This window comes from Sanguibacter sp. Leaf3 (genome assembly GCF_001425965.1).
Taxonomy (GTDB): Bacteria; Actinomycetota; Actinomycetes; order Actinomycetales; family Cellulomonadaceae; genus Sanguibacter; species Sanguibacter inulinus.
Genome location: NZ_LMRH01000002.1, coordinates 928,005 through 950,536 on the forward strand (window position 1 = coordinate 928,005; position 22,532 = coordinate 950,536).

The 22,532-nt window shown below is 72.7% G+C and carries 7 protein-coding genes; 2 read left to right on the forward strand and 5 right to left on the reverse strand.

Translation table 11 applies throughout. The annotated features are described in order from the left end of the window. The first annotated feature begins 143 nt into the window (after positions 1-143). Together ASG53_RS11595 and ASG53_RS11600 are read left to right on the forward strand one after the other, a co-directional pair. Positions 144-4,064 (forward strand): immunoglobulin-like domain-containing protein, encoded by a 3,921-nt coding sequence (locus ASG53_RS11595; RefSeq protein WP_056132980.1) that lies wholly within the window; start codon positions 144-146, stop codon positions 4,062-4,064. 164 nt (positions 4,065-4,228) lie between these two features. After that, complete coding sequence (locus tag ASG53_RS11600) at positions 4,229-7,762, forward strand: family 43 glycosylhydrolase (RefSeq protein WP_156382758.1); 3,534 nt, start codon at positions 4,229-4,231, stop codon at positions 7,760-7,762. Positions 7,763-7,914: 152 nt separating this feature from the next. Here the strand turns inward: ASG53_RS11600 and ASG53_RS11605 are convergent, their stop codons facing one another. The 5 genes from ASG53_RS11605 to ASG53_RS11625 all read right to left on the reverse strand — a co-directional run bounded on the left by ASG53_RS11605 (position 7,915) and on the right by ASG53_RS11625 (position 22,208). Continuing rightward, entirely contained in the window at positions 7,915-8,922 is a 1,008-nt protein-coding gene (locus ASG53_RS11605) for a 4'-phosphopantetheinyl transferase family protein (protein ID WP_056132986.1), read from the reverse strand. Next, entirely contained in the window at positions 8,919-9,881 is a 963-nt protein-coding gene (locus ASG53_RS11610) for an ABC transporter permease (RefSeq protein ID WP_082543992.1), read from the reverse strand. Before ASG53_RS11610 ends, ASG53_RS11605 begins: the two co-directional genes overlap by 4 nt. After that, the gene (locus ASG53_RS11615) at positions 9,878-10,882 is read right to left on the reverse strand and encodes an ATP-binding cassette domain-containing protein (RefSeq protein ID WP_056132988.1); all 1,005 of its coding nucleotides are present in this window, start codon (positions 10,880-10,882) and stop codon (positions 9,878-9,880) included. Before ASG53_RS11615 ends, ASG53_RS11610 begins: the two co-directional genes overlap by 4 nt. Further along, positions 10,879-11,088 (reverse strand): MbtH family protein, encoded by a 210-nt coding sequence (locus tag ASG53_RS11620; protein ID WP_056132991.1) that lies wholly within the window; start codon positions 11,086-11,088, stop codon positions 10,879-10,881. The genes ASG53_RS11615 and ASG53_RS11620 overlap by 4 nt, the downstream gene beginning before the upstream one ends. A gap of 212 nt (positions 11,089-11,300) precedes the next feature. Next, on the reverse strand, positions 11,301-22,208 hold the full coding sequence (locus tag ASG53_RS11625; protein WP_056132995.1) for a non-ribosomal peptide synthetase: 10,908 nt from the start codon (positions 22,206-22,208) through the stop codon (positions 11,301-11,303). Positions 22,209-22,532: the final 324 nt, after the last annotated feature.

Genomic DNA, 22,532 nt, shown 5'->3' on the forward strand with positions numbered 1-22,532 from the left:
CCACCGCAGTCCCGCACCATCACGAGAAGCAGTACCTGTCCCCTCGTCGGGCCCGTGCACCGTGGCACGGGCCCGCGCCCCCCGGTCCCAGGTCGTGCGCGCCCTGGGGCCGGGGACCATCCCTGACGAAACGGTGATCGACGATGATTCCCCGACCCCTGGGCGGCGCGCTGGCCGCGCTCGCCCTGCTCTCCACGTCCCTGGTGGGAGCCGGTGCCGCTGGCGCCGCAGTTCCTGACAGAGCGTCCGCCGCGGTCCCGCTCGCGGCGCTGCCCGGTGCCCTGCCCGCAGCCACGGCTGTCGCCCCCGACGACCTCCTCCTGCACTACGGGCTCACCGAGACCTCCGGCACCGTGGCCGCGGACTCCTCCGGGAACGGTCGCGACGGCGTGGTCGTCGGCGCCGCCACCTGGACCGGCGCAGCCGTCGACCTGCCAGGTGGGCCGAACAACGCGGCCTACGTGCGCCTGCCCGACGGTCTGCTCACCGGGGCCACCGAGGCGAGCGTCAGCGTCGAGGTCAAGCCTGACGCGTCGGCCCTGAGCCGACCGTCCTTCCTGTGGAACCTCGGCGGCACCTCGGACACCGGGTCGTGGTTCACCTCGACCAACGGGACGCTGCGCTCCACGATCACCCCGTCGAACTGGTCGGGCGAGCAGAACGCGGCATGGACCGGGCGCAACCTCACCGCCGGCGTGTGGCAGAACGTCACGACCACGCTCGCCGACGACGGCGACGGCACGTCGACCATGACCCTCTACGTCGACGGGACCCAGGTCGCCCAGAACACCGGCGTGACCCTCGACCCGTCCGACCTGGCCGCGCACACCACGAACCGGCTCGGCGGGTCCGCCTACGGCAGCGACAACAGCTTCGCCGGGGAGGTCGCCGAGCTGCGCGTGTACTCGGCCGCGCTCGACGCCGCCGAGGTGCGCGCCGTCGCCGACGAGGACGCCCAGTCCACCGCAGAGGCCGTCGCCGCGGCGATCGACCTCGGCGACACCGCCGCTGTCACGTCCGACCTCGTCCTCCCGCAGAGCGCCACCTGGACCACGAGCGACACCTCGGTGGTCACAGCCGGCGGCGCGGTGACGCGGCCCGCCGAAGGCTCGGCCGACGCCTCGGCGGTGCTCACGGCGACAGTCACCGTGCGCGGCGCCGTGGTCACGCGGGACATCACCGTGACGGTCCCGGCCCTCGGGCAGGGCGAGACGCCGCTGCCCCCGGCCTCCGCGCTCGTCGCGCACTTCCCGCTCACGAGCGCCTTCCAGGACACCTCGACCACCCGGGCCGTGAGCATCGGCGGGGCCACAGGAGTCACGTGGACCCCGACGCACCTCGACATGGCCACGGCCGGCGGGTACGTCGCCAACAACGCCTTCTCGGGCTTCACCCTCGACGGGGAGTCCCTCGCGATGTCCTTCGACGTGCGGGTGTCCGCGAGCGCGACAGGGGCGTCGAGCAGCACGCTGCTCACCTACGGGTCGTCGCCCACCCGCACGAACATCTCGTACAGGCCGTTCTACACGCCTGGCTCGAGCGCCGTCGTGGTGACTGTCGACGGGGTCCAGGTGGCTGTCGCCGAGAGCGACCACGCGCAGGTTCGCGGCACGTGGGTCAACGTCGTCGTCGTGCTGGACGCGGGCAGCGACACGGTGTCCCTCTACGAGAACGGTGCCCTGGCTGGCCGGGCCACCGGGGTGACCACGACGGCGCAGCAGCTGGGTGGGACCGTGCTGCGGCTCAACCGTGACGCGACGGCGTTCTACAACGTGCCCTCCGAGTACAGGGACCTCAAGGTGTACAGGACCGCTGTGAGCGACTCCGAGGCCTCGGCCCTCGCCCGGGTCGGCGCGCAGCACGCCTGGGACCAGCTGGTCGGCGCGATCGACGTGGGCGACGCCGACGCCGTGACGGCTGACGTGGTCCTGCCGGGCGCCCCGCTGGTGACGTGGACGTCGAGCGCACCGGACGTGGTCGCCCCCGACGGCACTGTGCACCGTCCCGCCCCGGGTGAGGCGGACGCGCAGGTGCTGCTGAGAGCTGAGCTGACGCGTGGCGGTCAGGTGTTCACGCACGAGCTGACCGTGACGGTCCTCGCCGAGCTGTCGGAGGACGACAAGGCCGCGGCCGACGCGGCGGCCCTCGCGGTCCACGGCGCTGACGCGCTGCGGACCGTCGTCACGCTGCCGGGCAGCGGGCCGCTGCACGGGTCGACGGTCACCTGGGCCGCGTCGGGCGATGCCCTCGACCTCGTGACGAGCGAGGGCACCACCTACGCAGACCCCGTCCGGCCCGCCTACGGGCACGCCGCGGCGTCGGCGACGCTCACCGCGACGGTGACGTCCGGGACCACCGAGGTCACGGTCGACGTACCCGTGACCGTCGCCCCGCTGCCCCGCGCGGTCGACGACGAGGCCTACGCCTTCGCGTACTTCACGGCGAACACCGTCGCCGGGGAGAACATCTACCTCGCGGCCTCGCAGGGCAACGACGCGCTGTCCTGGCAGGAGGTCAACGGCGGGGAGCCCGTCCTCACCTCGACCTTCGGCGAGAAGGGTCTGCGTGACCCCTACATCATCCGCTCGGTCGAGGGCGACACCTTCTACCTCATCGCGACAGACCTCTCGATCGGGCGGGACGGCGACTGGAACCGGGCGCAGACCGACGGCAGCCAGTACGTGGAGATCTGGGAGTCGACCGACCTCGTCACGTGGTCGGAGCAGCGGCACGTGAAGGTCTCCCCCGACACCGCCGGCATGACGTGGGCGCCCGAGGCGTACTACGACGACGAGCGCGGGGAGTACGTGGTGTTCTGGGCCTCGCGCCTGTTCACCGACGACAGCCGCACCACCTGCATCACGACAGACAGCGGGGCCGGGTGCTACGCCCGGATGATGTACTCCACGACCAAGGACTTCATCACCTTCTCCGACCCGAAGATCTGGCAGGACACCGGGGCGGCTCGCATCGACTCGACGGTGATCAAGGACGGTGAGAGCTATTACCGCTTCACCAAGGACGAGGGCGGTCAGACCGGCTGCACAGACATCATCGCGGAGAAGAGCAGCAGCCTGACCGACGTCACGACAGCCGCGAGCGTGGCGGCGGGTGAGGGCTGGACCTCGGTCGCGTCGTGCATCGCGCGGGCCTCTGGGTTCTCCGGTGCGGTCGAGGGGCCGACGGTGTTCAAGGCGAACCCCGGTGACACCAGCCCCTTCGACTACTACCTCTACCTCGACAACTACGGCGGCAGCGGGTACTTCCCGCTCGGGACCGACGACCTCGACTCCCCCGTGTGGACCCGGGTCGACGGCAGCCTGCCGGCCTCGCGCCACGGGACCGTGGTGCCCGTGACGCAGAACCAGTGGGCCTCGCTCACCGGGACGGCGCCGAGCGTCACCGCGTCGACGACGACCCTCGCGGCGGGCGAGGACGGGACGCTCACGGCGACCGTCACCGCGGCCGACGGCTTCGAGGTCGGCGGAGAGGTGAGCTTCACGGGCGAGGGCTGGGAGCAGACCGCGACCATCACCGAGACCGACGGGGCGTGGACGGCGACTGTCACGCTGCCGACGGCTGCTGCTCGGGCGGCAGCTGCTCGGGCAGAAGAGCTGGCAGAGGTGGCAGAGCCGGCTGCGCTCGCGGAGACGACGACTGTGACGGCGACCTTCGCGGGGACTGCGGAGATCGCCGGGAGCAGCGTGTCGGTCGACGTGGCTGTCCCGGGTGAGCCGACGGAGCCTACTGAACCCACGGAGCCGACAGAGCCTGGCGAGCCTGGTGAGCCGGGTGAACCCGGTCAGCCCGGTGAGCCTGGGCAGCCTGGGCAGCCGACAGGTCCGGCGACTCCGGGGCAGCCCGGGGGCGGGGCCGGCGGCACAGACGGGACCGGCTCGCCGACGTCTGGCACCGGTGGGTCGTCCACGACAGAGGCTGGTGGGCTCGCGGCCAGCGGGACCGACGGGGTGCTGGTGTGGAGCCTGCTGGCACTCGTCCTGCTCACCGCCGGGACCGTCGCGCTCGCGCGGCGACGCTCGGCGCGGGGAGACGGCGCAGCCTGACCACCTGCTGCGGGCGGGGAGCAGCACGCTCCCCGCCCGCAGTGCGTCCCGCCCGCAGCCCCTGCCTGGGTGCTCCCACAGCCCGGCAGCACCCACACCCTCACCCTCACCCTCACGACCACGACCACGACCACGACCACGACCACGACCACGACGGAGTGATCATGCTCAGACGCAGCGCAGCCGTACTCACAGCTCTCGCCCTGTCTCTCCCCGCCCTGGCCCTCGCACCGTCGGTGGCCTCGGCGACCACGACACGCTCGGTCGCGGGCCAGCTCGCAGGTGCGGCCGACGTCGACGACGTCCTCGCCCACTACGACTTCGAGAACCTCGCGGCGGCGCCCGTCGCCGGTGACGTGGTCGCCGACGTCTCGGGGAGCGGCAACGACGCCGTGCTCCGCGGCGCAGGGGCGACGTCAGCCGACGGTGGTCTCACGCTGCCCGGCGGTACGAGCTCGAGCGGCGCCGCCTACGTCGAGCTCCCTGCCGGGCTCGTCGACGGGCAGACCACGCTCACGGTCTCCGTGTGGTTGCGCAACGAGACCGCCGCGGGCAACCACGCCGCGATGTTCTTCGGCACCCGTGAGAGCACCCCGCACCAGTACTGGCTGCTCAACGCGAAGAACCCCGCCGGGCGGCTCAAGTCCGTCATCACCGGGACCCTGTCGACCACGGCGCCGTGGGGCACGGAGGTCGGCCTCTCACCGACGAACGCCGGGCAGGGCGTCCCCGGGCCGACGACAGGCGACGGCTGGATGCTCGTCACGACGGTGATCCAGCCCGGCAGCATCACCACCTACCTCGACGGGGCTGCTGCCGGGTCGGTCCCGGTCACGCGGACCGTCGCCGACCTCGGGACGGACCTCGTCGGCTACGTCGGACGGTCCTCCTACGCCGACCCGTACTGGCGCGGCCAGGTGCGTGACCTCACGGTCTCGACCTCGGCCCCCACGGCCGACCAGGTGGCCCGCGACTACCTCGAGGGCGTCGACGACGAGGCGACGGTCCGCGCGGCGCTCGAGGCCGACGCCGCTGAGATCGACCTCGGGCCCTCCCCCGTGACCGCTGACCTCAGACTCCCGACGACCGGGAGCCGCGGGTCGACCGTCACGTGGCAGAGCTCCGACCCGCAGCACGTCAGCGCCGAGGGCGTCGTCGACAGGCCCGCCGACGACGACGTGGAGGTCGTCCTCACCGCGACGGTCACCGCAGCCGGGATCTCGGTCGAGCGCAGCATCACGGTGACCGTCGCGGCCGACTCACCCAGCCGCAGCCTCGAGCTCGTCGCGGACCGCTTCGACCTCGGGACCACGCACCTCTCGGGCGACGTCGTCCTGCGGACCGAGGTCGACGGCACGGACGTCACCTGGTCCTCCTCTGATGCCGCCGCGGTCGCACCCGACGGGACGGTGACCCGGGGTGCCACCGAGCAGCAGGTCACCCTGACCGCGACCTTCGCGCTCGACGGGCTGACCACCGACCGCCTCTACGAGGTGACCGTCCTGGCCGCCGACGTCGGCCGGGTCGGCGCGTACACCGTGACCGGCGGGACGACCCGCACCGACGTCCTGCACCTGGCGACCCTCGGCTCCCCGGATGCCGACTCAGCAGACGCCGCCTACTCCCCTGTGCTCTCAGGGCGCGGCATCCTCTACCCGACCCTCGGCTCCGCCCGCATCGGCGCACCGTCGCTGTTCCGCACACCCGCCGGCGGCTTCGGCCTCCTCGCGACCCAGGCGACAGCGTCGGCGCAGGTGCTCGTCTACGACTCGGCCGACCTCGTGACGTACACGGGTGAACGCCTCGTGACCCTGCCCGTCGTGCCGGCGAGCGTGGACGTCGTCCACGACAACGGCATCGGCGCCTACAGGCTGACGGTCGTCGGGACCGACGGGGTCACCTACGAGACGCACTCGAGGGACCTCACGACCTTCACCTCGCCGGTAGTCGTCGCCGACGCCGCGCCCGTCGACGGGCAGGACGCCGCCTTCCCGGCCGCAGCAGCGCAGACCACGAGCATCGCGGTGACGGCGAGCGAGCTCGACAGGGTCACGTCGAAGCTCGGGAGGGTCGTCGCCACGGGGGTCGAGCCCTTCGCAGACGTCCGCGTCGAGGTCACGCCGGACGGTGCCGAGGACGCGTCAGGCCTCACCGCTCCTGACGCCGCCGCAGGCTCGGGTCTCGAGCTCCCCGCCGCGGCGAGCATCACCTACAGCAGCGGCTACGACGCCACGGCACCCGTGCTGTGGGACGCCGACGACCTCGCGGCAGTCGACACCACCACCCCGGGTACCTACACGGTCGGTGGGACCGTGACACCGACCGTCTACGCCGACCCCCTCGTCGAGCGTCGCGCCGACCCCGACGTCACTCTCGGCGACGACGGCTGGTACTACTTCACGGCCTCCTACCCGATGACCCGCCCCGACGACCCGACGGGCTACGACAGGGTCGTGCTGCGCCGCGCGCAGACCATCGCCGGTCTCGCCGACGCCCCCGAGGTGACGATCTGGCACGAGGCGCAGGACCCGACGCTCAACAGGTACGTCTGGGCACCCGAGCTCGAGAAGATCGGAGACCGCTGGTACGTGCTCTTCACAGCGGCACGGGGTGGTGGCGTCTGGGACATCAGACCCGTCATGCTCGAGTTCACCGGAGACTCCTTCGCCGGTGAGGCGACCCTCGACCCGACGTCCTGGACCAGCCTCGGGCAGGTGCAGGCCGTCCCCGGGGACACCGAGGCCTTCACGCACTTCTCCCTCGACATGACCCACCTCGAGACCGGTGGCAAGCACTACCTGGTCTGGGCGGAGAAGCCCGGCGCCTCCGACCTGCGCATCGCGCAGATCGACCCTGCCGACCCCAGCAGGCTCGTCACCCGGTCGGTCCTGCTCTCGACGCCGACCTACGCGTGGGAGTCGAACGACGGCCAGTCGATCAACGAGGGCCCCGCGGTGATCGAGCACGACGGGCGGATCATCCTGGCCTACTCGGCCGCCACGGTCGACGACAGGTACAGCGTCGGGATGCTGACGATGCCCGTCGGTGCGGACCCGATGGACCCGGCATCCTGGACCAAGAACCCGTACCCCCTGCTCACCACGGACGACGTCCCGGGGCAGGTCGGACCCGGGCACAACTCGTTCACGGTCGACGAGCTCGGCAACCCCGTCATCGTCTTCCACTCCCGGACCGTGGGCGACAGCTCCAACCCCGGCGAGTCGACCGACGCGGGGCTCTTCGACCCGCGTCGTCACACCCGGGCGGCGACAGTCCACTGGGACGTCGACGGGCTGCCCGTGCTCGCCATGACACCCGAGGAGCAGCTGCCGGCCGGGCTCGAGCGGGTCGAGGTGCGGGTCGTGGTCTCCGAGACCGACGGGCCTGGGCCGGTCGACCCAGGTCCGGTCGACCCGGACCCCGTCGACCCTGAGCCCGTCGACCCTGGGCCCGTCGACCCTGGGCCTGTCGTCCCGGTCCCCGGAGACCCGACACCCACCCCGGCTCCTGGTGCGGCTGGTGGGTCCGGGCCGCAGCCGGGCGCCGGTGCGTCGTCGGGTCCCGACCGACGGTCTGCGGGCGGGCTCGCGAGCACGGGGACCTCGCTCGTCGTGCTCCTGGCCGGCGTGGCAGCCCTGGGCCTCGGTGCGACCGTCACCGGCCTGCGCCGGGCCGGTCGACGGCCGTCGTCGGACTGAGGTCGGGCGTCGTCAGACTGAGGTCGGGCGCGTCCCGACCATGAGACCAGACCGAGGGCCCCTGCCTCAGACAGACAGCGGCCCTCGGTCTGACGCAGCTCACCAGAGTGTCTGACGGGTCAGCGTCGGGGTCGTCCTCACAGCGACGACGGTCAGGATGCCAGCCCGCGGAAGGCGGCCACGGCCGCAGCCATGCGGGACGACGACGCGAGCGCGGCGGCGCGCTGGGTGCTCGACGGCGGCGGCGTCGGGTGCTCACCGGCGAGAGACCCCACCGGGACCGAGCGGATGCGGCGCGGCTCGCGGGCGGCGATCGCGCACCTGTAGCCCTCGGGGCTCGGCAGCGCCGTGACCGAGAGCCCGAGCAGCTGGCGCGACGCCGTCTGGACGACGGGTCGCCACTCCCACGCCCCGATCATCTCGACCGAGGACGGCACCACCCTGTCCTCAGGGGCGGCAGACACGAGCAGGTCTTCGAGCGGGGTCGTCAGACCGATGCCCGCGGCCTTGAGCACAGCCTCCTTCTCGACCCAGCTGCCGATGCGGCCCAAGATCATCCCCGGGCCCTGGGGCAAGGAGCGACGCTCAGCGGGGTGCAGGGCGAAGTCGTCGAAGCCCTCGAAGAGCACGTCGGGGACGAGCTCGACGTCGACGCCCACCTCGACCTTCGCGTCGGCGACAGCGACGAGCACCCGGTCTCCAGCGCTCGACGTGCTCACCGAGAGACCGTCGACACGTGGCCGGCCGTGCTGCTCGCCGCAGGTGAGGCAGGTGCGGTCCACGACGATGTCGGCGGCGCTGGTGGCCGGGGCCCCGACCCGCGCGGCGACGAGCAGCCGCAGGGCCGCGCGGCCTGCCAGGGTCCGGCGGGCGTCGGAGGGCCGCTGCTTGGCGGCGACGGCCGCCCTGTCGACGTCGTCGACCAGACCCAGCGCCGCCTCGAGACCGTGCGCACGGCCGCGGTCCGGACCTGTCCCGACGGCGAGCACGTCACCGGTCCGCAGACCTGCAGACGCGAGCTCTCCCTGGACGGCCGGCCCGCCATGGGCAACCGCTGTCTGAGCCCCGGGGTCGACGACGGCACCACCGTCGGAGTCTCCTCCGACGGTGGTGCAGACAGCGAGGATCTCGTCGACCGTCGCGCTGAGCAGTGTGATCATCGCTTGCTGATCCTCCGGTACTGGCCGACCGCGACAGGGGCGAAGACGGCGATGATGGCGATGCAGCACACGAACGCGTACAGCGTCGCATGCTCGGCGGGCCACCCGCCAGCGACCTCAAAACCCGCGGGCGGCGCGTTGCCGAAGCCCTGCCGGACCGCTGTCGCCACAGCGGTCACCGGGTTCCACTCGGCGATCGTCCGCAGGACGCCCGGGAGGGTGTCGGCCGAGACGAAGGCACCCGAGATGAAGCACACGGGGAACAACCACAGGAGCCCGAGGCTCTGGGCGACCTCGACGCTGCGGGCCGTGAGCGCGATGGCCGCACCGATCCACGACGTCGCGAAGGCGAACAGGACGAGCAGCACGAAGGTCACGAGGACCTGCCCGACCCCTGTGTGCACACGCCAGCCGATGGCCAGCCCGCACGCGACGATCACGACGATCGAGATGCCGCTCGTCACGAGGTCGGAGGTGGTGCGACCGAGGATCACACCGACCCGCGACATCGGCAGGGCCCTGAAACGGTCGATGAGACCAGACTGCAAATCCTTGGCCAGGTACACGGCCGTGAAGGAGGAGTTGAAGGTGAGGGTCTGCGCGAGGATGCCTCCGATGAGGAACTCGCGGTAGGCGTCGCCGCCCAGCGCCCCGCCGAAGACGAAGGCGAGGATCAGCACGAAGATGATCGGCTGGGCGACCCCGGTGACCAGCGCGCCGGGGGTCCGGCGCACGTTGACCACGTTGCGGCGGGCCACGACCCAGCCGTCACGGACTGCAGAGACGAGCGGGGCGAAGGCTCCCCCGCGCGGCGGCGGGATCTCGATCGGCCCACCCGGGGACACCCCGGCGGTCTGGCGGGTCGCGACAGCACCGGCGGCGCTGGAGCGGCCGGAGCTGCTGGAGCTGCTGGAGGAGTGGGTGCTGCTGGTGCTCTCGGACGTCGTCGCGGTGCTCATGCGCTCACCACCTCTCCGGTCGGGGCATGGGCAGAGTCGTCAGCGTCGGCGGTCTCGTCAGCGTCCAGGGACTCTGCGGGGCTGCCTGTCAGACGCAGGAAGACCTCGTCGAGGGTCGGCTGGCGCAGGGCGGCCTCGGCGACCTCGACGTGAGCGTCCGCGAGCGCGGAGAGCACGGTGCGGAACGCGTCGCTGCCCCCTGTCGCGCGCGCTGTCAGGCGCCGCGACCTCTCGTCGAGGAGGGCGTCGTCGGCCGTGCGGCGGGCTGCGGCCAGGGCCGCGCCGAGGTCTGCGCCAGGGGCGAGCACGATGTCGATCCACGCGCCGCCGGCCTGTGCCTTGAGCTCGGTCGCGGTCCCCTCGGCGATGATCGCGCCAGAGTCGATCACGGCGATCGAGTCGGCGAGCTGGTCGGCCTCTTCGAGGTACTGCGTGGTGAGCAGGACGGTGGTGCCGGCAGTCGCGAGGGACTCGATCGCGTCCCAGGTGTCGCGGCGCCCGCGGGGGTCGAGGCCCGTCGTCGGCTCGTCGAGGATAACGACAGGGGGCCGGGCGACGATGGCGCCGGCGAGGTCGAGCCGTCGCTTCATGCCGCCAGAGTACGACCCGGCCTGCTGGGAGTCGGAGACCCCGTCGAGGCGGAAGTCGCGGAGCAGCTCGCGGGCCCGGGCCTTGGCGTCGGAGCGGCGCATGCCGTAGAGCTCGCCGACCATCGTGAGGTTCTCGAACCCGCTGAGCTTCTCATCGACGGCGGCGTACTGGCCGGAGACCCCGAGGCTGCGACGGACGAGGTGCCCGTCGGTCTGGACGGAGTGCCCGGCGACCCGCACGTCACCCGAGTCGGGGGCGAGGAGGGTCGTCAAGACCCGCACCGTGGTCGTCTTGCCGGCACCGTTCGGCCCGAGGAGCCCCTGGACGGTCCCCTCGGGGACGTCGAGCTCCACACCGGCGAGCGCCTGGAAGTCGCCGAAGCGCTTGGTCAGTCCGTGGATGGAGATCACGAGGCGACGCGCTCCCGGTCGAGCACCGGGGTGATGTCCTGCCAGTGCTCGGTCACGTAGCCCAGGGCCTCGTCCTTCACGGCGGGGCCGAAGACGGCCACCCATCCCTGGGGGACGTCGGCGAACTCGGGCCACAGGGAGTGCTGGTTGACGCTGTTCACGAGGACCCGGAAGCGTGCGTCGTTGTCGTCGAAGGGGTTCGTCATCGACTTTCCTCTCGTCGTGTCGGCTGTCGTCGAGAGTGGTTCGCCGCCGTCGGGCGTGCGGATGGGTCCGGACCGAGATCCGGACCCATCCAGGTCGACCAGGACTCCACGACAGACGTGCTGGTGGCGGCGCCGGGACGCCGCAGGGACAGCACGAGCCACCGCGGAGACGGTGCCGGGACAGCGCCGAGACGGCGCTGGGCCGGCGCAGCTCAGCCTTGTCCGAGCAGCCTGTCGAGGATGGGCGCGAGCTCGCCCATCGCCTCGTCCGAGAGCATGTCGGAGTGGCGCACGGCGACCGTGCTCGTCGTGACCTCCCCCGTCACGTGCGGCTCCCAGGCCTGCGGGGCCGGCCGTCCGGCCGGCACCTCGCTGGTGGCCTCGACGACGTGCAGGTCCCCGTCGAAGACCGGCACGGGGGTGGCGTCGAAGAGCTCACCCGTGCGGACGAACCTGCGCACCATCCGCCCGATGGACTCGACGGGGACGTCGGCGAGGGGGTTGCCTGCCTCAGCGAGAGCCGCGAGCACCTGGTCGACGTCGAGCTCGACGTCGTCGGGTGCAGCGATGCCGTTGGCGTCGAGGAACCCGCGCCACATGGCGTCACCCGCGGCGACCCCGGCCAGGGCCGACTCCTGGGTCGGGTAGGCGTCCAGGAGGACGAGCAGACCGACCTCGTCACCCTGCGACCGCAGCCGCGCGGCGAGGTGCTGCGCGAGACGACCGCCGAAGGACCAGCCGACGAGGTGGTACGGCCCCTCGGGCTGGACCTCGCGGACGGCGTCGAGGTAGACGTCGAGCATCTCGTCGAGCGTGCCGGCGGCCTCGGGCTCGGGCTCGTCCGGGGCGAGGCCCGGCATCTGGAGGCCGACGACCGGGCGCCGGCTCTCGAGGTGCCCGAGCAGCGCCCCGTACTTCCAGCTCACCCCCGTGGCGGGGTGCACCACGAAGACCGGTGCACCTGTCCCCTCGGCGCGCAGCGGCAGGATCGTCCGCAGGCTGTCCGTGATGTCGACGTCACCCGTGCCCGACAGCGCCGCGAGAGCAGCGACGGTCGGGGCCTGGAACAGCGCCTGGACGGGCAGCGAGGTGCCCAGGGCGGAGTTCACGGCGGCGATGGTCGGCTGGGCGACGAAGGAGTGCCCGCCGAGCTCGAAGAACGAGTCGTCGGCCGTGACACCGGTGACGTCGAGCACGCTCTCGTAAGCCGCGGCGACGGCACGCTCGGCAGCGGTCTGGGGCGGTCGGCCGCCCGTCCCGGCGGTCTGGAGCTCGGGCAGCGCCCGGGCGTCGACCTTGCCGTTCGGGGTGAGCGGCACCTCGTCGAGGACCTGCACGGCCACGGGCACCATGTAGTCGGGCACCCGCGAGCGCAGCCCGGCGAGCAGGGAGTCGGTGACCTCAGCCGTGTGAGCAGCAGCGTCGGTCAGGACCACCCAGGCACCGAGGCTCGTGCCACGTCCTGTCTCGACAGGGCGGACCACGGCCTGGGCGACGGCGGCGGCGGCGCGCAGCAGCGCCTCGACCTCTCCGGGTTCCACACGGTGTCCGCGGATCTTCACCTGGCCGTCGCTGCGGCCCAGGGACACCACGCTCGGTCGAGCCCCGGTGCCTCGGCCGTGCACGACGACGAGGTCACCGGTCCTGTACATCCGGCTGCCGTCGGCCGCGAAGGGGTCCGCGACAAAACGGTCCGCCGTCGCCCCGGAGCGTCCGGCGTAGCCGTGGGCCAGCTGGTCGCCTGCGAGCCACAGCTCCCCGACGCTGCCAGGCAGCGCAGGACGCAGGCGCTCGTCGAGCACGTAACCGATGGTGTGCGGGGTGGTCGCACCGAGCTCAGGGGTCTGGGAGTCACCCACCCGGGCGACGAGCGAGTCGACCCCGACCTCGGTCGGGCCGTAGAGATTCCACGCCTCGACCGCGGGGCGCTCGCGCAGCCAGGCCCACAGCCCGGCGTCGAAGGCCTCGCCGCCGAGCAGCATCGTGAACGGCGCGTCGCTCGGACGGTCGTCGAGCAGCGTCGTGAGGCTGGTCTGCCCGGCGAGGGCCGACACATAGCTCGGGGTGGTCTCCCACGCACCGATGCCACGCTGGGCGAAGAGCGCGACGAGCGCCTGCGGGTCGCGGCGCACCTCGTCGGCGACGACGTGCACCTCGTGCCCGGCCACCAGCCACAGGACAGGGTCCATCGCGGCGTCGAAGCCGACACCCGTGGTGTGCGCCAGGCGCACCCGGCCCGCGGCAGGGTCGGGCATGAGCGTCGCGCAGTGCGAGACGAGCAGGCTCGCGAGCGCGCCGTGCGGCACCTGGACGGCCTTGGGCTCCCCCGTCGTCCCCGACGTGAAGATCAGATAGGCGGGGTCGTCGGCGGTCACGGAGGGTCGGGTGGAGCGCAGACCATCGGCAGACCGCAGACCGTCCGGGGTCGCCTCGGCGGACGAGGTCAGCCCGTCGGACGTCGCGTGAGAGGCGCGCGCGGTCAGCAGGTCGCTGATCGTCACCACACGCTCGGGCGCGATCCCGGCTGTCTCTGCCGCCTGGTGCGTGAGCAAGGCGTCGCTGTCTGCGTCGTCCTCGCTCGGGGCGTGCACGACGAGGCGTGCGCTCGCGGTCGCCAGCATGCTCGCGACGCGCTCGGCAGGGAGCTCGTCGTCGACAGGGGCGACCACGGCGCCCGCCCGCCACACGGCGAGCAGGGCTGCGACGGTGTCGATCGAGCGCGGCAGACGCAGCGCGACGACCTCGCCCGGGCGCACGCCGTGGGCGGTGAGGCCCGCGGCGAGGGCCGAGACGCGGGCGTCGAGCCCGATGAAGTCGAGCGACGGCACACCCGCGGTCTCGGAGTCCGCGTCCTCGGTCTGCGCGTCGGTGCTCTCCGACAGCACCCTGTCCTCGGACCGGGCGGCACTCTCGGGCGACCCGTCGTCAGCGGGGAACACGTCGAAGGCGTGGTCCTGGGCCCCCGGGACCCGGCTCGCGCCGGTCTCGTGGCCTGTGCCGACGATCGCGGTCTGCTCGCCGAACCTGCGGACGGACTCGTCGAAGGTGTCGAGCACGAGCCTGGGCTCGCGGACCGAGGCCCAGGCGTCGAGGGGCGCGAGAGAACCCTGGGCGAGCGTCACGTCGAGCATCGGCGCGTCGGGGGCGTCGGCGACCTCGCGGAGGAAGTCCACCCACCTGTCGACGAGCCCACGGGCCGCGTGGACGCTGAACATCGCGGAGTTGTACTCGAGCACCCCGTCGACGGTCCCGTCCTGGTCGCGGCCACCTGCACCGGCCTGGCCCCGGCCACGGGGGCGCAGGGTGAAGGACAGGTCGACCTTGGCCGAGCCTGTCGTCCCCGGTGCGACAGGCTGGGCCTGGACACCGGGGAGGTCGAGGGTCAGCCCTGTCGGCTCCTCCACGGACAGCATGGTCTGGAAGATCGGGTGCCGTCCGAGACGACGCTCGGGGGCGACCGCCTCGACGATCCGCTCGAAGGGCACAGACTCGTGGTCGATCGCGGTCAGGGTCGCCGTGCGGGCACGGCTGATCGCGTCAGCGAGGGTCGGTGCACCGTCGCTGAGGTCGACCCGCAGCGGCAGCGTGTTGACGAAGAACCCGACGAGGTCGGCCACGTCAGGGTCGGTCCGGCCCGCCGAGGGCGACCCGACGACCACGTCGTCCCCCGCCCCCGTGCGGTGCAGATAGCCGGCAAGACCGGCGAGCCATCCGTGGAATCCGCTCGCCGACTGGCGGGCCGCGACAGCGGTGACCTTCTGGGCAACGTCTGCGGGGATCTCGAACTCGAGGAGCGCCGCAGGCTGCGCGGCGGTGTCGGGGCGGCGCCCGTCAGCGGGCAGCTCGAGCTCGGTCGGGGCGCCGGCGAGCGCCTCGATCCACGCGTCGAGCAGCGGGTCCTGCGAGGAGGAACCGTCGGCAGCCGTGGCAGTGCCGGCGGGGTCCGCCTCGAGGGCACGCTGGCGTCGTGCGACGTCGGCGTACTGCACCTCGAGAGGGCGCTGCAGCTTGGCCGAACCGCTGCGACGTGCCGAGTACGAGGCCGCGAGGTCGCGGACCAGGGGTGCCAGGGAGGCGCCGTCGGTCGCGATGTGGTGGATCACCAGGTCGAGGCGCCACCTGTCGGCGCCGGTCTCGACGATCGCCGCGCGCAGCGGCTGGTCGACGGTGAGGTCGAAGCCGGTGGTCGTGTCGACGGGCTCAGTGGTGGCGATCCCGGTCGGCGCGTCGTGGATGCGCTGGACCGGGCGCCCGTCGACCTCCGGGTACGTCGTGCGCAGCACCTCGTGGCGGGCCACGAGGTCGTCGACTGCACCGGCCAGGGCTGCGGTGTCGAGGTCGCCGGAGAGCGCGACCTGGAGGACGACCGAGTACTCGGCCGACGTCGGGTCGAGCCTGTTGAGGAACCACAGGCGGGCCTGACCGGAGGACAGCGGGATCTCCTCGCCGTCCTGGCGCGGGTGGTCGGCGACCCAGGAGCGAAGACCCTGCACGGGGCCGTCGACCGGGCTGGTGGACGGGGCACCCGTGGTGCTGCTCGTCCCACCTGCCGCGCCGGAGCCGGTCACGGAGGCAGCCGTCGCACCGCGTCCGATCGCCGCGAGCAGCGCCGCGGGTGTCGGGGCGTCGAAGACCGCGCGCAGCGGGAGGGTCGCGCCGAGCTCGTCGCGGACCCGTCCGGCGAGGGCCACGGCGAGCAGCGAGTGGCCGCCGAGGGCGAAGAAGTCGTCGTCGAGACCGACGTCGCGGACCCCGAGGACCTCCCCGACGATCGCGCAGAGCGCCCGCTCGTCGTCGGTCTGCGGAGCACGCGAGGGTCCACGGTCACCGGGCTCTGGGAGGGCCGCGACGTCGACCTTGCCGTTCGGCGTCAGGGGCACCGCCTCGATCACGGTGACGGAAGTCGGGACCATGTAGTCCGGCAGCTCGGAGGCCGCGAAGGTGCGGACCGCGGAGCCGTCGGTCGAGGTGGTGTCGTCGGAGGCGGCGTCGCTGGAGGCGTCGGGCACGACCCAGGCGACCAGACGCGCCGTGTCTGGGCCCCCGGGCGTCACCACACGGGCGACCGCTGTGCGCACACCAGGAGCACGCTCGAGGGTGCGCTCGACGTCTTCGACCTCGATGCGGTACCCGCGCAGCTTGACCTGGTCGTCGTCGCGGCGGACGAACTCGAGCTCACCCGTCAGGCGTCGCCGGACGACGTCACCCGTGCGGTACATCCGGGTGCCGTCGCCGCGCGGGTCGGCGACGAACCGTGCGGCGGTCTCGGCCGAGCGGCCACGGTAGCCGTGAGCCTCGGAGAGCCCCGACAGGTACAGCTCCCCCTCGACGCCCGGCGGGACAGCGCTGAGCGTCGCGTCGAGGACGCGGGCGGTGACGTTGGCGATCGGTCCGCCGATGGTCACCCGGCCGGGCCGGACGGGGGCGAGGACGGAGTCCACGGTGAACTCGCTCGGGCCGTAGAGGTTCCAGCCTGCGACACCGGGGGCGTCGGCGAGCCGGTCCCAGAGCGTCCCGGGCACGGCCTCGCCTCCCACGGCGACCAGCAGCGGGACCTCGCGGTCGGCTGCGCCGTCGAGCAGACCGACAGTCACGAGCTGCTGGGCGTAGGACGGTGTCGTCTCGAGGACGTCGATGCCGAGCTCGGACACAGCCTGGACCACGGCCTCGGCGTCCGTGCGGGTCACGTCGTCGGCCATGTGCAGGGTGGTCCCGGCGACGAGCCACAGGATCGGGTCCCAGGCAGCGTCGAAGCCGAGACCCGACAGGTGGAGCATGCGCGGCAGGCGCGGCTCTGTCGTCTCGTCTCCGCCGCCGACCGCCGCGAGCTGCTCGCGGAGCGGCCCGACGAGGGTGTCCTCGTGCTGGGCGAGCACGTTGGCGAGGGCCGAGTGCGGCACCTGGACACCCTTGGGTGTCCCCGTGGTCCCCGAGGTGTAGACGAGGTACGCGACGTCGTCGCTGCGGACCGGCCGCAGACGGAAGGACTCACCCGATGGCGCCGCGTCGAACAGCTGAGCCGGTGCGAGGGTCACGAGCTCCTCGATGAGGTCGGGCGGCAGCTGTCCGGCTGTGCCAGCCCCCGGGGTCTCCGTCCCTGCGGCGAGCATGCTCGCGAGCGACTCGTCCGAGACGAGCACCGAGGCCTCGCTGTCCACGAGGATCTGGCTGATCCGCGCAGCCGGGTAGGAGACGTCGACCGGGACGGCGACGGCACCGGCACGCAGGGCGGCCAGGACCGTCACGACGGCGTCGGTCGTCCGCGGCAGTGCCACGGCGACCCTGTCCCCGCGGACCACACCGAGCGCGGCGAGCGCGTGGGCACCGCGGGTGATCCGCTCGTCGAGCGCCGAGAAGCTCAGCGATCCGTGGGAGTCGGCGAGGGCCGGGGTGTCGCCGTGCGCGGCGACAGTCGCGTCGAGACGGTCGAGGACCGTCCCCCTGGTCGCCAGCTCGCGCCCGGTGCTCTGCGCCTCGAGGAGCTCTGCGGTCTGCGGGTCGACCGAGGGCAGGTCCGAGATCCGGCTGTCCGTCGACGTGACGAAGGCCGTGAGCACGCGGTCGACGGCGTCGCGCAGGCGCTCGGCGGTCGAGGCGTCGAAGAGCGCGCGGTCGTAGCCGAGCGTGCCGACCAGCGGACCGTCGTCACCCGACGGGGCCTGGAAGTCGACGAGCAGGTCGGTCTTGACGCCGGCGCTGGTCACCTGCCCGGGGACCGTCACGGTCAGACCCGCGAGGTCGATCTGGGCGGGCTCGTTGCTCTGCAGCGTGAGCAGCACCTGGAACAGCGGGTGCCTGTCGGCCACGCGCGGCGGACGCAGCGCGTCGACGAGGGAGTCGAAGGGCACGTCCTGGTGGGCGTAGGCCTCGGTGTTGCCCGCACGGACCCGCCCGAGGACCTCGGCGAGGGTGGGGTCCTGCGCCAAGGAGGTGCGCAGGACGACCGTGGTGACGAAGAACCCGACGAGCTCGTCGAGCTGGGGGTCGGTGCGCCCGGCCACGGGTGTGCCGAGGACCACGTCCTCCCCCGCGCCCTGCTGCTCGAGGGCGACCGCGAGCGCTGCGTGCAGGACGATGAACACGCTCGTGCGGTGCTCGGCGGCCAGCGCGCGGACGGCGGCGTGCCGCTCGGCGTCGAGCTCGAGGGCCAGCTCGCCGACCCCCTGCTGGGTGGAGTCGGTCGGGTCAGCAGCCCCGCGGGACCTGTCGCGCGGCAGCGAGATCTCGTCCGGGGCGCCGGCCAGGGCACGCTGCCAGTAGGTGAGCTGCTCGGCCAGGACGCTCGACTCGTCGGCGGGGTCGCCGAGGTGCTCGCGCTGCCAGAGCGTGAAGTCGGTGTAGGTGACGGGCAGCGCGGCCTGCTCGGGGGCGCGGCCCTCGACGCGGGCGGCGTAGGCGACCGAGAGGTCCCGGGCGAAGGGCGCGAGGGACCAGCCGTCAGAGGCGATGTGGTGCATCGTGGCGACGAGCACGTGGGAGTCGGGCGCTGTGCGCAGCAGGACAGCACGCAACGGGGTCTGCTCGGTCACGTCGAAGGGCCGCAGCGCCTCCTGCTCGACGACGGCGTCCACCTGGGAGGCGGGCACGTCGACCGAGGTGAACGGGACGGCCGCGGCGTCACCGTCGAGGACCACCTGGACGGGCTCGCCGTCGACGTAGGGGAACACCGTGCGCAAGGGCTCGTGCCGGGCGGCGACGTCACCGAAGGCGGCGCGCAGCGCAGCCACGTCGAGGGGACCCTCGAGGTGCAGCACGACAGGGATGTTGTACGCGGCGGAACCGGGCTCGAGGCGGTTGAGGAACCACAGGCGGCGCTGGGCGAGCGAGACCGGGAGACGGTCCGGGCGCGCGGCGGGTGCCAGGCGCACGGGTCGCCCGGCACCTGCAGCACCCTCGTCGTCCGTGGCATCCTCGGCCAGCCCTGCGAGCTGGGCGACCGTGGGCTTCTCGAAGATGTCGCGGACCGTGACGGTCCGGTCGAGGGCCGTGGTCAGGGTCGCGGCGAGGCGCGTGGCCAGCAAGGAGTGCCCGCCGGCTGCGAAGAAGTCCTCCTCGATGCCGACCGAGTCGACGCCGAGGACCTCGGCGAAGGCCGTCGCGACGGTCCGCTGGACCGCTGTGCGCGGCTGCTGGGCGGAGTCGTCGGTGCTGCGCTCGGGGCTGGGCAGGGCCCGGCGGTCGAGCTTGCCGTTGGGGGTGAGCGGCAGGTCGGAGAGCGTCATGATCGCGCTCGGCACCATGTAGTCGGGCAGGTCGGCGCGCAGCGCGGCCCGCACCTGGGCGCCGAGCCGGGTGTCGGGTGCGCCCTCACCGGTGACGTAGCCGACGAGGCGGGCAGCGGGGCCCTCGCCCTGGACGATCGCGGCGGCGCCGACGACCCCGTCCTGGCGGCGCATCGCGGCCTCGATCTCGCTGAGCTCCACGCGGTAGCCGCGGATCTTCACCTGGTCGTCGATGCGACCGAGGAACCGCAGCGAGCCGTCGTGGCGGCGGCGCACCACGTCACCCGTGCGGTACATGCGGGAACCGTCGCTCGCGAAGGGGTCGGCGACGAAGCGCTCGGCGCTCAGGCCGGGCTGGCCCACGTACCCGCGGGCGACGTTGACGCCCGCGAGGTACAGCTCGCCGACGGCGCGGTCGGGCACCGGGCTCAGGCTCGCGTCGAGCACGTAGTGGCGGCTGTTGCGCACCGACGAGCCGATGTGCGGCGCGCCCGCGGTGATGGTCGCGACGAGGCTGTCGACGGTCACCTCGGTCGGGCCGTAGAAGTTCACGGCGTGCACGTCGTCGAGGGCTCCGAGGGTGTCCCAGAGCGACGGGCCGACCTCTTCCCCGCCGAGGGCCACGACGGTCGGGTGCGGGTCGCGGTCGAACAGACCGGCGGCCAGCAGCGCCTCGGCGAAAGACGGGGTCGTCTCGATCGAGTCGATGCCCTCCTCGGAGAGATAGTCGGCGAGGCGCTGCGGGTCGCGGCGCACCTCGTCGTCGACCATGTGGAGCTCGTGCCCGGCGAACAGCCAGAGCAACGGGTCCCACGCCGCGTCGAAGGACAGCCCGGCGGTGTGCGCGACGCGCACGGGACGGCCCAGACGCTCGGCGGCGGGGTCGAAGAGGTCGGTCCTGTGGTGCTGGAAGAGGTTGCGGAGCGCGACACGCTCGACGCCCACACCCTTGGGACGGCCTGTGCTGCCCGAGGTGAAGACGACGTAGGCGAGGTCGGAGCCCGAGAGCTGCGGGAGGCCCGACGCGTCGTCGCTGCACCTGCGCCAGCCGGCGGCAGTGTCGGAGTCGACGGCGATCGAGGGCACGTCCCACGACGCACCGGCGGCGCGGTCGCGCTCGGCCTGGCGGTGGCTGGTGAGCAGCAGCGCGGGCTCGGAGTCCTCGATCATCCCGGCGACGCGGTCGATCGGGTACTCGGGGTCGAGCGGCACGTAGACGCCGCCGGCCTTGAGCACGGCGAGGACGAGCAGCGGCAGGTGCTTGCTGCGCTCGATGCGCACCGCGACGCACCGCCCGGGGACCACGCCCTGGGTGATGAGGTGGTGCGCCATCCGGGTCGACGCGGCGTCGAGCTCGGCGAAGGTGAAGGTGCCGTCGGTCGCCACGACAGCGGTGTCCTCGCCGCGGCGCGCGGCTGCGGCAGCGAAGGCCTCGAGGACTGTCTCGCTCTCGATGGGCAGCTCGGGGCCGGCGCCCTGCTCGAGGAGTCCGGCGACCTCGTCGTCGGCGACCACGCGCGCGTCGGTCACCGCGACGTCGGAAGGCTCGTCGATCACCTGGGCGACGAGGGCCAGCAGTCGCTCGGCGTGCCCGGTGAGGCTCTCGACGGTGTGCAGGTCGGCGTCACCCTCGAGCTGGAGGGTCGGGACGGCCGCGCTCGACTCGAGGCCGGAGACCACGAAGGAGAGGTCGTGCACGGGCCCTGTCGACAGGATCCGGACCTCACCGGTCGCCGAGCCGAAGCGCAGCGCGTCGATCACGGGCAGCAGGTTGACCGAGGGACCCGCCTGCGACGGGGCGCTCGGGAGGTCTTCGGTGCGGAAGCGCTGGTGCTTGACCACACCGCGCAGCACGTCGCCGGCGTGCGCGACGGTCTGTGCGACCGTCGCCGTCGGGGACACGTCGACGCGGACGGGCAAGATGCTCGAGAGCATCGAGGGGGTCGACTTCGCGACCTTGCCGCGTCGCGCGGTCACCGGGAGACCGAGGGAGACGGTCTCCTGGCCGGTGATCTTCGCGAGGTAGAGGGCGATGAGCCCGACCATCGTCTTGGGCAGGTCCCGGCCGAGGGCTGCGAGCGGCGCGGCCTGCTCGTCGGTCAGCGGCACGGCGACCCGCACCACGCGGGTCGCGGCACGCCCCGTGGTCCCCTCGAGGCCGTCGACCGTGGTCTCCTCCTCGAAGGTCTCGCGCCAGAACGCCTCGTCGGCGTTGTGGTCCTCGGAGGTGCGGTACTCCTCGAGGGCGTCGAGGAGCTCGTGGTGGCTCGGGAACGGCGAGGGGGTCTTCGCGGCCGTGCGCGCCACGCGTCCAGCGAGAGGTCGCAGCAGCAGCCCTGTCGGGGCGCGCTTGTCGAGCTCTGTGTACACACGGGCCAGATAGTGCAGGGCGATCACGGCGGAATAGCCGTCGAGCATGATGTGGTGGACGCGCTGGAAGAACAGCGACCTGTCCCCCGCGAGCCTGAAGAGGATCGCGCCGAAGAGCTCGTCTCCCTCGATGTCGCGCGGGGTGGTCATCTCGGCGTCCATGCGGGTGCGCGCGGTGTCGAAGGCTGCCACGACGTCCTCGCTGCGCAGGTCGACGACCTCGAGCAGGTCGTCGGTCGGCTCGGGGCGGCGGCGGACCGCGTGGGGACCGTCGTCGTCGGCGCGGAACCGCATGCTGATCGAGTCGATGTCCCGCACGATCTTGGTGAGCGCGATGCTCAGCAGCCGCGGGTCGACGTCACCTTGCACGTCGAGGTACTGGCCGATCTGGTACGTCGCGTTCTCGGGGTCGAGCTGCTGGGCGTACCAGATGCCGCGCTGCGCTGGGGTCAGCCGGAGGCGCAGGTCGGCCGGCGTCTCGGTGGTCTCGGGGTCCTGGGCCTGGTGGTGCTGCTCGTTCTTCGTCACGCGTCGCTCTCCTCACAGACGAGGCCCCGCCCTGGGGCGAGGCCTCGTGTCGCTGCGTCGGTCGTCCCGACGTTCCTCGGGGTTCCGCAGGGCTTACTGGAACTGCCCGATCTGCAGGAAGTTGAGGATGCCGCCGATGTCGATCAGCGGTCCCTGGATGAGCGGGCCTTCGATCAGTGCGGTCCAGATGTCCATGAGGTGCTCCTTCGGTGCGGTCTCGTGGACGCCCCGGGAGGAGCGTCACGAGGGGTTCGGAGCCTGGAGCAGGGTGGATGGGTCTGGGCTGGATCTCAGGGTGCGAGGGAGGCGGACACCGCACCGAGA